This window comes from Planktothrix sp. PLAVEN19ND (assembly GCF_057220675.1).
In genome coordinates, this window is sequence record NZ_CM170132.1 from 4,176,497 (window position 1) to 4,189,143 (window position 12,647).

The following is a 12,647-nucleotide window of genomic DNA, read 5'->3' on the forward strand; positions in this document are numbered from 1 at the left end:
GAAGGATTGAACGAGAGTTCCATGAATCCATGGGTTAAGATCGGAACCTCAACCATTCCATCAATTAACCTTTAGCGGTGCGTCGGCTCCGTCGGCTTTGACGGGAACGGGTTGAGATGTCATACTCCAAAATCGCTCCAACGGCAAATAAAACCCCCGTAAATACAAAGAACACTTCTAGCAAACCGCCACTTTCATAGTTTCCTGACCCTCGGGAGTCAGCCCATTTAAAATACATATCGGCAATGTACAGGGAGAAAATGGCAAAGGCAATCATCCGCCAGGACTGGGAAAACCGTCCTCCCCAAAAGGCTAAAATCAAAGCCGTTGCTAAAATCAACAGGAAAACATCCCCGATGATGTAGAACAAATTGAACCCAAAAGCCAGGGGTTCAAGTTTGCTATCAATTGCCTCTACCCAGAGGGGGGCAGAAGAAGTCTCCTTCTCTGAGTCGGTTTCGGGGGAAGTTTGGGCTGAAGATTTCTCAACTTTAGGCGCGGAAACCCCCGGGGCGGTCGCAGCAGTCGTAGGAACCGATTGTTCAATAGCCACAGGTTCGGGAGCACCGAGTAATCCAAATAAGTTAGGGCTGGCAACCCACATTCCAAATGTGGTTCCCACCAGGGCTACCCCGAATAATATTAACCACTGACTAATATCTAAATCCAATCGTTTAGAGACGACGGCCAGAATCATTCCCGTGGCCAGAAAAAGATAGCTGAGAACGTAAAAACCATCGGCAATGGAAACCGCCGGATCTAAATTCCAGGCTAGTTCCCACACCCCAAACAGGACACCCCCGACAAAGTAGAAAAATACCCCCAACCCAATACAGAGCCAAACATTGCGACCGCTTACCATTTGGGGACTTTGCCAGTTTCTATAACAGACAAGGGAGGCGGCTAGAAATGCCCCCAATTCAAAAAAATAGGTTCCGATGGAGTACCATAACGGTAACTCCTCTCCTTGTACCGTTACACTAAACAGCAGGAAAAATAACAAGGCAAGAACAGCCCACACAATCCCGGCAATCACCATACCTTGTGATGAAAACAAGGTGGCAGATAAAGAGGACTTTTCTTGTGAAGTGCTACCCATAGGATTAAAATACCTAGCAATTTAAAGAATCAAGACCAAGTTTAGAGGCTGATCGTTGTTAACTTCAGCATTTAAACAATTGTCTTTAGTCTAGCGTCCCATATTTAGGTCAGAACAGCTAGTCTATATTTGGGTTAATTCATGACCCATTGCTTGCTCAAAGATGACTGATGCAACCAACTGACAAACTGCTCGCGATCATCATCAGCCATATCCTCTAGCACTTCTTCTATTCCCTCCGCAAAACTGGTATTGCCAAAATAGTTTTTTCCCAGTTCATAGAGTTCTTGCAGCAAGGTGCTGAGGTGATTTTCTTGCCAAGAGGGAATTTTGAGGCTCTCCAGAGGATTGACAGTCAGTAGCATTTCTATAGCCTTGGAATCATCGGTTTGGGGAAATTTGAACTTTTGAAAAATTTTGGTCAAATCTTTTTGAAAGGAAACCGCTTGTTTAGAGCCTAGCAAGTCTTCAATATCAAAGTAAACCGCTTGCAATAGCAGCAAGCAGGCTTGAGTCAGAATCGACAATTTGCTGTCCGTTGGGCCGTGACCTTCCTTCAAAAGCTGGTCTAAACGGACTTTCCCCCAGACACTATATCGGTCTGGTTCTTCTAATAAAACGCAAGCTTTTCCTTTATTATCAGTGAGATCTCGCCATAAAGCCCTGGCATCATCTGCTTGTTTGGCTTCAAACATTTTCATCAGGCGAAATGTCTGTCCCTGATAATTCAAAACAGGAATCTGCTGCTCTCGGTTAGGGTGTTGAACCATGGTTATTTCAACATCCGCTCGTTTTAATATAAACATGACACTTCTGCACCTACTCCTGTCATGGCACCCGGCTTTGACACTCTCGGTAAATTCGCTGTGTGCTGATTCACTGAGATTTTTAAGACTCCAAACCCGGATTCTTAAAGGCGTAGTCAAGGCACCCCTGGCAATTTCACCCTGATCCAATCCCAATGTTATTTATCGGTACGATCATGAATAACACTGGTTGCACCATTACAGTCTGCATTACTATTAATCTGGGTTGCAGTTCTGTTTAAAACACCACTGATCATAACATAGGCACCAACAAGACGGAAATAAAAGGGCCTTGGGATTAATAATCCTGTACTTGGCCTGACTAGGGGCGGTCTTCATCAAGAATTTTTCCCTTTGGCTTTCTTTTGGGATTTGAGAAAAAGTCTTTTGAGATTATGTTAAAAATTGAGAAGGAATAAGGTAAAATACTTTTAGGTTGGGTGTGTAACTCAGGTGGATAGAGTAGCGACCTTCTAAGTCGTCTGTCGGGGGTTCGAATCCCTCCACACCCGTTAAATTTCCAGGCTTTTAGAACCCGCCAAAGTGTAGAAAAAGTGTGGAGAGATTTTCTCCAACTTTATCTGCACTTTCTGTTTTTGGGGACAGCCATTCACAGTTTCAGTTCCATAGCCAATACTAGCTGTGGAACTGAAACTGATTTTGATACGGCTGCTAAAGCTGGGTCATCGCAAAGTGCAATTACACTTTTGTTGAATTCTGAGGGTGGCATCACTTCCCTTTATTTGCTGTTCTGCTTCGAGTTAGGAAAGGGCGATCGCACCTACTAACCCTGATACACTAGGATTATCGCCTCATTTGATATTTAGGCATCGAGCGCTGTCTTCGAGCTTTTCTTTAGTTAGGGGGGACAGATAGGGTTAGGGTTTCTTTTTTTCTAGCCATTTTCAAAAATAATCACAAAATGTACTTGTATTTTATGAATGGGTGTGCAATATTAGTAAATGTCAGTATATTTTGTCGTAAAACAGGAAAGTTTAATTGTGAATACCTACTCTATCACACTCAAGCCTGTTTATTCTTGCCCAGCCTCAGAACAGTTGCCAGGGGTGACGTTACCCCCTGGTTGGACATTAGCTTGGCATCAGGCGGAAACCTTCAAAGCGTTGAGTGATCCGAATATTGATATTGTTTTTAATACGGCGATGACGGGGGATGGCAAAAGTTTAGCGGCCTATTTGAAAACCTTCCCCGAATATTATTGTGCTATTGGTCTTTATCCCACTAATGAACTCGGCCGTGATCAAGAATTACAAATTAATCATTATCTCGAACAATTTCAACCTAAACACCAACCCCGTGTTAATCGGTTAAGCGGTTTAGAGTTAGAAATTTATGCAGAAACCGAAGGCTTAAAGAAATCAGCAGCGATCGCAAATCGCACAGGACAATCAGAAATTCTAGTTACCAATCCTGATATTTTTCATTATATTTATCGGGGTGCTTATGTTTTTCAGAATGATAACCCTGATCAATTATGGAATCGGATTGATCGAAATTTTGATTTATTGATCTTCGATGAATTTCATGTTTTCCGAGAGCCGCAAATTGCCAGTGTTCTCAATACGCTGTTATTGATTCGTTATACCAGTGGATTAAAACGACGTAGTGGTAATCATAAAAAATTCTTATTTCTATCAGCTACCCCTAATCCTCAGTTACTTAACCGTTTACAAGAAGCTGGCTTTTCTTGTCATCTGATTGATCCAGTTCAACAAAATAAGTATCAATTTCCAGAGGATATTACCTCACAGCAACAACTTGAAGCCGATCATTGGCGAAAGGTTTCAGGGGAAATTCAGTTAAATTTTATTCCTTTAGAATCTGCCTCAAAAGCCTCTGAATCTTGGTTACAAGAAAATAGCCTTTTAATTTTACAATACTTTCAACAGCATTCCGGTAGCAAAGGAGCGATTATTCTGAATTCTATTGCTGCGGTGAAACGGTTAGTTCCTTTCTTTCAAAACTTATTGCAATCTTATGGTTTAACCGTTGGGGAAAATACCGGACTTTCAGCCAAAGCAGAAAAAGAGCAATCGCTTTCTGCTGACTTGGTTTTGGGAACCAGTACCATTGATATTGGGGTAGATTTTAAAATTAACTTCCTAATTTTTGAATCCTCAGATGCGGGTAACTTTATTCAACGGTTAGGACGCTTAGGGCGACATTCAAAATATGAAAAAAACGGACAAGAGATTCAATTTAATCAATTCACTGCTTATGCTCTAGTTCCCAAGTTTTTAGTTGAACGCTTATTTGATGTAAATTCCCCTCCTTTGCAACCAGAAGGAACTTATGACCGAATTTTTCTGCAAAATATAATTAAGGAAAAATACCGCCAAATCAACGACTTTGACAAATACTATTCCCGATGGGGTGCAGTGCAATCTTTTCGATTAGCTTATGATTTAAACAATCCTAAAATTAAACAACAATATGCCGAAAGTCGAGAAAAATTTTGGGAAGGATGCGAAAAAGTATTCGAGACTTCTTTAAAAAGAGTTGCTGGAAAAATTAAAGGATGGGGAGAAGAATGGTATCGCCTTTCAGGGAAAAAAGGAAATCCAATTGCTGACGATGCTTGTAGTTTTCGGGGTTCTAGTCCGTTACAATGTGGGTTATATGATTTCACCGAAACTCAAGAAAGCGACCGCTTTAAAACCTATGATCTGCCCGGAATTTTAAGCAATTTAGAGATAGAAATTTGGACAGAAGCAGGGTTTATGCGATCACTTAAAGAAACAGCCGAAAAAACAGGACAACCGATTCCTAAAGGTCGTTTTAATCACTGCCTTGCCTTTATGAAATTACATCGGTATCGAGAGGAAAGATCGAATTGGAAATTTACTTATCCAGGGAATTTACAACCTTTTGCAGATGCTTGGAAAGTACAGGTGTTAACCGGAATTGAAATTTGGCAACCCGATAACCGTTGGGCTGTTGAAATTAATAAACGACTGAGAAAGGAAGGGTTAGTGTCCTATATTCTGCGTCGTCCAGTGACGGAAGTTCGGATGCGGCTAAAATTACCTATGCACTTTCAAATTTATCCTATCAGTGATCAATACAGTTTTCATGATGTCACTGCTCCCTATTCCATCGCCTTCGGTCAAAGTGCCTTGTTGTTGGACACCCTCGCCTATCGATTCAAAAGTCAAGGAGGAGAAGTATGGATTGCTTAGTTTCAATCCCTGAATGGGATTCTGTGTTTTTGGCTCAAGACTTTAAGATATTTTACAGCCATGTTGATCATCATATCCAATTCCATTGGACTTTCCCCAAATGGCTGCCTAATTTTATTCCTCGTAGGGGCGGGGTCTTCCCGCCCAACCTCAACCCTCGTATACCCAAACCAATTTAAGAGGGCGAGACAACCTCGCCCCTACAAAAATCCCTAACAATTCGTACAGATAATCATGATGTTGATTTCCCCATTCCGTAGGGGCGGGGTCTCCCCGCCCAACCCAATCCCGGTATACCCAACCCAATTTAAGAGGGCGAGACAACCTCGCCCCTACAAAAATCAATAACAATTGGTACACAATATTATCCAAAAACATTAACAATTCCGCCATGAAATTTGATCCTCGAATTCATAATCGCCAATCGATTCGTTTACGCGGATATGATTACAGCCAAGCAGGGGCTTATTTTTTAACGACTTGCGCCCAAGATCGAAAATGTGTATTTGGAACAATAGAAAATGGGGTAATGATTGCTAATGAATTTGGTGATATTGTGTATGAATATTGGCAGAAAATTCCTGAACATTTCCCAAATATTGAAATTGATTTAGCGATTGTTATGCCCAATCATTTTCATGGAATTCTTGTGATTGGCGATCGCTATTTTGATAACGATGATTCTAGGGAGGGCGGGAAGACCCCGCCCCTACGGAAACCAATTTTGGGGCAAATAGTGGGTTATTTCAAATATCAAACCACTAAATCTATTAATAAGATTCGGAATCAGATGGGTGTAAAAATTTGGCAACGTAATTATTATGATCATATTATTCGCACAGAAGAATCTTTGGAAAATCTGCGGGAATATATTTTACACAATCCTCTCCGTTGGGATATTGACCAATTACACCCTAATAATCCTTCTAAATGGTAAAAACTGAATCGATTTGATCCTGCTTTGATTTTGGGTATTGGGCGGGAAGACCCCGCCCCTACAAGAATATTGGGAGATACTAATGATGAATAATTCCGAGAATGACGATAATTTGTTTAATGATGATTTTGGGTTTGAAGGAGATTCTGATCGGACAATTGAGCCTAGTCAACGAGAACTCTTAACCCTAAAATTACTTCGAGAAGCGATTCAAGCAGAAAATCCTGATGATGTGGTCATGAGAGATTTTGCAGAATATGTATTACCGAACTTGCTAAAAATTGCCATTGGAGTAACAGCAAAAGGCGGTAAGTTTTTTGATGAAATTGATCAAAAACGAGAAGCGGAAGGCAAAGAGAAAGTTAGACGGGATAATGCGGCGGATCAATCGTTAAATACTCATCTTTTAAATGGATTGTTTCCGGCTAATTTAATTGAGAAAAGATTACAACAGTTAAATACAACTATTCAGCGAATTGTTGGGGAAAAAGAACGTAGATTAGCGATCGCAGCTTTTATTCTCCATGACTTTGAAAAGTTCCCCGATGCACCAAAAAATTGTCGTCAATTGTCTTTAGATCAACATCGTTTAATGATTGATCAGAAAGTTCAACAGTTAGGAATAAACTATTTTATTAATCCTAACAATTCAGAAGATTATCGAGAGTATATCGATGATTTATTATGTATGGCGTATAATGCTCAACGTCGCTATGATACAAACTGGAATTTTTCAGAATTTGGTTTAAATCCTTTACTTAAAGATCGGGTTTTGAGAAATCTTTCTGATCTAACTTGTTTAGCGGATTCTTTAGCATCCATTGTTAAACATCCTCAAGATGCTGATAATACTCGTTTGCAAGAATTAATTTATGTTTTAAGTGATGGTCAATTACGATTTACCTATCATAGTATTACTGAAAATCGAGGGGTTTTAACCAATGTTGTTAATAATGCGGTAATGGAGGCGTATACCAGTCTTAATACTGAGGATTGTATTTACTATCAACCGCTTTTATATTTGCCAACTGGGGTAATTTATTTAGCTCTAAAAAATGCTCCTGAAATCAATATTTTGGATTTACCAAATCGAGTTGTTACTAAAATCAAACAACTTTGTGGAGGTCAACTTCGGTTACGACAAACGGGGTTTGGTCGAGATGGAAAGGGGATGAAATATGCAGAATATTATAATTTATTCTGTACAGATCGAGATTTGATGCACATTGCGTTAGATGCAACTCTAAGAATTTTATCAGGAAATAAAAAATCTGTCGCTAAAAGTCGTAGCGATAATTTAATTGATTTTCAGAAAAAAGGGGTATTATCATCCAATTATAACTTCCAGTTTGATGATGATATTCGCGTTGATCAAATCGCTGAATTTGGGGATGTGGTCAGTCGTAAGATTTGGGGCGATCGCGTTGATAAAATTAATCAAGCTCGAAAACAGAATAAAAAATTGCCTGAAATTACCGATTTAGATATTACTTACCAAGTCGCTGAATTTTGGCAGTTGACTGAATATTTACCTGCAATTCGAGACATTCAATCCATTAATGAAAGTCTCAAAGATAAGGGATTAAAAGGCAATACCGGGGGTGTTCCTTATGAATGGTATTTTTTGGCAGCTAAATATTTAGAACGCAATCCAGGAGTTGAAAATGTTCGAGAAATCTGCAATAATATTATTGATCATATTGCTGATTTGATTGAACCGATTATTGAGCAATATCAACTTCCTGATGGTTGGGATGACTTGCGAAATTGGGTACAACAAGTTATAATATTACCAACGCAAAATCAACTTAATCTTTCCGAACAAGCAACGGTATTTTTACGGGAATTAACCAACTACAACGCGGCTAAAAAATCTGGTCGAGGGCGACAACTCATCTGCTCTATTTCTCACTCTCCTTACACGGTCAAAGAACAAATGGAGTCAGAGGTTTTATTCACGCCGCAGGTTTATACCAATAAACAAATGTTAGGGGGTTCTAATGCTAAACGCAATATTTCTAGTATTGCAGGTTTAGAATTAATGCTGCGACAAATTTTAATGAATCAAACCCAAGCTGTCGGGAAACGATTTGAAGATGGAAAATATCGCTATCTTTACTTTTATCCCACTTATTACTTTACCCCAGAAACCAATAAGTTTTTGCAAAAAGCTTATAATGGAATTGCTCAAACTCGCTTTGATACGAGTCTCCGCAATCATTTTATTAGTAAAGATTGGGTGGCGAACTTAGACAAAGAACACTATCAAACCGTTGATACTTTCTTAATGGATGAACAGTTAGACCACAAGAAAACTTTACCGGAAACAGACCCCAATTATAAACGCGATCGCACCTTTAAACTTTCCTATCCAGAAGATCAACCCTTGACCTTTTATTTCATGGCATTACCCCCAGGAAAAGATCCCACGGATACAGAATCTTGGGTAATGCCCACTTGGTTAAGTTTCGCTTTTCCCATCATTTTAGATGTGAAAACGGTAGTTTCGGAGTCTCCCATTCCCCCCTTTAAAGATGGCTCAGAATTTGAAGAAAGCGTTTTCTTAGATAGTGCACCCCAAGCATTTCGAGTATTAGTTGGACGCGATCGCTTTCGGTTAGATTATATTCTCGAAGGTTGGGATGATGCTAATGGAATTAAACATCCTTCTCCCTTAAATAGTCTCACCGTTGCCTATGCTATTCATCTTGATGTTAATGCCAAACAAGGTAAAGGAGGTTATGATGCTAACTGGGGAAAATTAAGCGAACTGGCAAAGGATTTTGAAACCAGTCCTCTCTATGTTTTCAACTACTTAAATCGTTGGGTGAGACATCAAGGGGCTGAAACCGCAAGAGTAGAAAAAATCAAACTCTACACCTATCATTTTTATCCGTGTTTTGACCCTTATACAACCTTTAATTTTGAAAAGGAGACATTAATTGTGAGTGAAAAATCACCCTTAAATCATCCCAAAAATCTAACGGAACTCTATCGCAAATTTTATCGAGCAAATAAGCGATATAGTCCTAAAAGTAACGCTGTTTTGAAACCCATTGATATTGCAGCAGAAACAATTTTAAAAGCTGATTCAACGGTGTTTCAAGGAGAAACTTTAGTCATGGCAGTAGCGGCGGAAGTGTTTAAATTAATGGATCGAGTTCATGCGTCTACGGCTGAGGGACGTTGGGTATTTAGTAACCGTGAAGAAGAACGACAAGCGGTTTTAAATTTTGCTCAATATTTTGTCGTTGATGTGTTTGAAAAATCCTTCGCCAGCGATCGCGCTCGTCTTGCAGGTCGTCAACTCAATTTATTACGAGATACCTGTGAGTTTTTGTATCGTTTAGAGGATGACAAAGATAATCAAAATAAACCGGAATTAATTGCACAGGAAAACACCATTTCCTAAAACTTGTTTTCTAACCCTTAAAACATCCCGTAGGGGCGGGGTCTTCCCGCCCAACCCCCACCCAAAATCAGAGCAATATCCCGTAGGGGCGGGGTCTTCCCGCCCAACCCCCACCCAAAAATCACATCACATTTCCTTCCCATAACCAGGAAATAGGAATCAATAAAAATATTTCCTTGACTACGATTTGATTTTGTATGGGGATGAAATAGAAACATCAAAAAATATTTCCTTGCCCGCGATTTAATTTGGGCGGGGAGACCCCGCCCCTACGGTGGATGGGAATTTTTTACAAAACCTTACCTGTATTTAAGGAGAACGATCATGACATTTCTAAAAACTGTTGAGTCTAAATTCTTTCATAAAGAAATTCCTTACAAACCGATGGGAAAATATGTTCATTTTCTCACTATTCGGATTACAGAATCCTATCCTTTATTTCAAACTGATGGAGAATTGAATAAAGCACGAGTTCGGGCAGGAATTGAGAATAAAAATACCATCAGTCGCCTGTCAATGTTCAAACGGAAACAGTCCACACCAGAACGTTTAGTCGGTCGAGAACTATTACGAAATTATGGATTAATGACGGCTGAAGAATGTGAATATAATGTTGAATTTGCCATGAATAATCCCGACTGTATTATTTATGGATTTGCCATTGGAGATTCCGGTTCAGAAAAGTCAAAAGTTGTCGTTGATACCGCATTTTCAATTACTGCATTTGATGAATCTCATGAGACTTTTACACTGAATGCACCCTATGAAAATGGCACAATGGCATCGAAAGGAGAAGGAGGTTCAAAACCCGGAGAAATTACCAGTCGAATTAATCAACAAGATCATATTCGTCCGCAAGTGTTTTTTCCCAGTATTGTCACCCTGAAAGATCCAACAGAAGCCGGATTTTTGTATGTATTTAATAACATTTTACGCACCCGTCATTATGGCGCACAAACCACCCGCACAGGTCGAGTTAGAAATGAATTAATCGGGGTGATATTTGCTGATGGAGAAATTACCAGTAATTTACGGTGGACACAGGCGATTTATGATGTCATGAAAGCTAATAATACGTTAAACTCTCCTGATCCTTTAGACGAAGATGAGGTCATTTTATCTGCAAAAACAGCAATTGAAGGTTTAATGTCTCAAGAGTTTATTGTCCATACTGATTTGATTGGCGATCGCTTTCAATCCTTATTAAATGAAGTCAAATCCCTCACCGGAAACGAGGAAGGCATCAAACAACTTTTGCAACAAGCAGATGGGGAAGCAAAAGCCTATGCAAAAGAACATATTAGCAGCAAGAAAAAAGCAGCAGCAAAAACAGGGGATAAATCATGACGATTATCTATCGTTGCACCATAGAACTGCATGATAGCCTTTATTTTGCCACTCGTGAAATTGGGCGACTCTATGAAACCGAACCCATTGTACATAATTATGCCCTTTGTTATGCTTTGGGTTTAGTTGATAACCCATTCTATCAAACAACGGTTTCTGAGGAAGATTCTTATCGTTATTTCTGTCCTGAACAAATTCCCAAATATGAGCAACATTTAACCCCTTTAAATCAACAGGGAATTTATATAACTCCCGCCAGAACAGTTAACTATACTGCGGTTCTCAATACTTGGAAATATGCCAATAATAACTATCATGTTGAGATGGAGAAAACCCAAAAAAATATTCCCAGTTTTGGCAGAACAAAAGAAATTGCTCCCGAAAGCAAGTTTGAGTTTTTTATCATTACTGAAAACTCCTTAAAACTGCCAAAATGGATTCGATTAGGAAAATGGGCAAGTAAGGCAGAATTAACGGTTGAAGAACTGCCAAAACTCAAACGATATCAAGAGAATGAATTTATTTTTCCCTATCCTTTGAATCCTCTGGATGTGATGTTTACCCATCAAGTTTTGAGTTATGACACGATTAATATGCCTCCGGTTAGTTTAATTCGTAATATCAGAATGCGAGGGGAATATTACACCGTTGAATGTCTAAAATTGCAAATTCCAGCCCAAATGCAATACCGTTTTAACTAATTTGTATTGACCCTATAACCGTAGGGGCGAGGTCTCCTCGCCCAGCCCCGAATTTGGGTGGGAAGACCCCTTTGGGCGGGAAGACCCCGCCCCTACGGATGAAATTATGCCCCGAATTTGGGCGGGAAGACCCCGCCCCTACGGATGAAATTATGCCCCGAATTTGGGCGGGAAGACCCCGCCCCTACGGATGAAATTATGCCCCGAATTTGGGCGGGAAGACCCCGCCCCTACCGATTATCAAGGTGAAATTATGCCCCATAGTCTTGTTCTCAATCTTTTGCCACTTTCAACTATTCCTTTAAACTATTTAACCGGACGTCATCTTCATGCGTTATTTTTAACCTTGGTGAGTTCCGTTGACCACGATTTAGGGAATCATTTACATGAACAAAAAGCGGATAAAGCTTTTACTTTGAGTCCTCTACAAATTCCGAATTATTCTCATCGAGAATCAACCCTAATTTGGCAACATAAACAACCGATTTCGCAAGGAACTTCCTGTTGGTGGCGAGTTTCTTTATTGGATGATTCTTTATTTGCAAATCTTAGTTCTTTGTGGTTGAATCTCAATCCTAAAACACCTTGGCATTTAGGCCCTGGAAACTTACAAATTACCAGTATTTTAGGAACTTCTCAATCAACTCAACCTTGGGCAAATTTTTCATCTTATGCTCAATTATATGCACAAGCATCGGAGGAAGATCGTCAAATGGATTTAATTTTTTGTACTCCAACAGCTTTTCGGCAAAGTAGTTTTGATTCAGCTTTACCCACGCGAGATAGCGTGTTTAAGTCGTTATTAAAACGGTGGAATCAATATAGTTCTATTCCGTTTGAGGAGACTCTATTAGAACCTATTTTTCCCAGTTTTTTTAATATTAGAACGGAGATTTTAGCGGATTCTCGGAGTAAGTTTATTGGCTGTGTGGGAATGATGAATTTTAGAATTATGGGAGATGTAGACCCGGTGCTAATTAAACAGATTAATACTTTGGCGGATTTTGCTCTTTATAGCGGGGTGGGACGCAAAACACCGATGGGTATGGGGATGGTCAGGAGAATTTTTAAACGTTGATTCAAAAAAAGCAGTGCGAGTGTCCTCACTCGCTGACTCAATCAAGAACTTTTGTTGATTTTTTACC

At 39.7% G+C, this 12,647-nt stretch carries 9 protein-coding genes and 1 tRNA gene; 8 read left to right on the top strand and 2 right to left on the bottom strand.

Going from position 1 to position 12,647, the window contains the following annotated elements; all coding sequences use genetic code 11:
• Window positions 1-64: 64 nt before the first annotated feature.
• Window positions 65-1,099 carry a hypothetical protein gene (locus AC2D3N_RS17760; protein WP_079680996.1) on the bottom strand — a complete coding sequence of 345 codons (1,035 nt, stop codon included), beginning with the start codon at window positions 1,097-1,099 and terminating at the stop codon, window positions 65-67.
• 134 nt (window positions 1,100-1,233) lie between these two features.
• Window positions 1,234-1,905, bottom strand: a complete 672-nt coding sequence (locus AC2D3N_RS17765; RefSeq protein ID WP_079680995.1) for an Npun_F0813 family protein — start codon at window positions 1,903-1,905, stop codon at window positions 1,234-1,236.
• A gap of 438 nt (window positions 1,906-2,343) precedes the next feature.
• On the opposite strand from AC2D3N_RS17765, the gene AC2D3N_RS17770 reads away from it, so the two are divergent.
• The 8 genes from AC2D3N_RS17770 to cas6 all read left to right on the top strand — a co-directional run bounded on the left by AC2D3N_RS17770 (window position 2,344) and on the right by cas6 (window position 12,580).
• Window positions 2,344-2,417, top strand: a tRNA-Arg gene (locus AC2D3N_RS17770).
• A gap of 42 nt (window positions 2,418-2,459) precedes the next feature.
• Window positions 2,460-2,693: a hypothetical protein gene (locus AC2D3N_RS17775; protein WP_484691670.1), complete on the top strand. Its 234-nt coding sequence runs from the start codon at window positions 2,460-2,462 to the stop codon at window positions 2,691-2,693.
• Between the two features lie 174 nt (window positions 2,694-2,867).
• Window positions 2,868-5,105, top strand: coding sequence for a type I-D CRISPR-associated helicase Cas3' (gene cas3, locus AC2D3N_RS17780; RefSeq protein WP_484691671.1), 2,238 nt, complete (start codon window positions 2,868-2,870; stop codon window positions 5,103-5,105).
• 391 nt (window positions 5,106-5,496) lie between these two features.
• A complete protein-coding gene (locus AC2D3N_RS17785) occupies window positions 5,497-6,042 on the top strand; it encodes a transposase (protein ID WP_484691672.1) in 546 nt (181 codons plus the stop codon).
• Between the two features lie 82 nt (window positions 6,043-6,124).
• A complete protein-coding gene (gene cas10d / locus AC2D3N_RS17790) occupies window positions 6,125-9,454 on the top strand; it encodes a type I-D CRISPR-associated protein Cas10d/Csc3 (protein WP_484691673.1) in 3,330 nt (1,109 codons plus the stop codon).
• 324 nt (window positions 9,455-9,778) lie between these two features.
• Window positions 9,779-10,801 (top strand): type I-D CRISPR-associated protein Cas7/Csc2, encoded by a 1,023-nt coding sequence (cas7d, locus tag AC2D3N_RS17795; RefSeq protein WP_079680989.1) that lies wholly within the window; start codon window positions 9,779-9,781, stop codon window positions 10,799-10,801.
• On the top strand, window positions 10,798-11,502 hold the full coding sequence (cas5d, locus tag AC2D3N_RS17800; RefSeq protein WP_484691674.1) for a type I-D CRISPR-associated protein Cas5/Csc1: 705 nt from the start codon (window positions 10,798-10,800) through the stop codon (window positions 11,500-11,502). Before cas7d ends, cas5d begins: the two co-directional genes overlap by 4 nt.
• Window positions 11,503-11,755: 253 nt before the next feature.
• The gene (gene cas6, locus AC2D3N_RS17805; protein WP_484693772.1) at window positions 11,756-12,580 is read left to right on the top strand and encodes a CRISPR-associated endoribonuclease Cas6; all 825 of its coding nucleotides are present in this window, start codon (window positions 11,756-11,758) and stop codon (window positions 12,578-12,580) included.
• Window positions 12,581-12,647 lie beyond the last annotated feature (67 nt).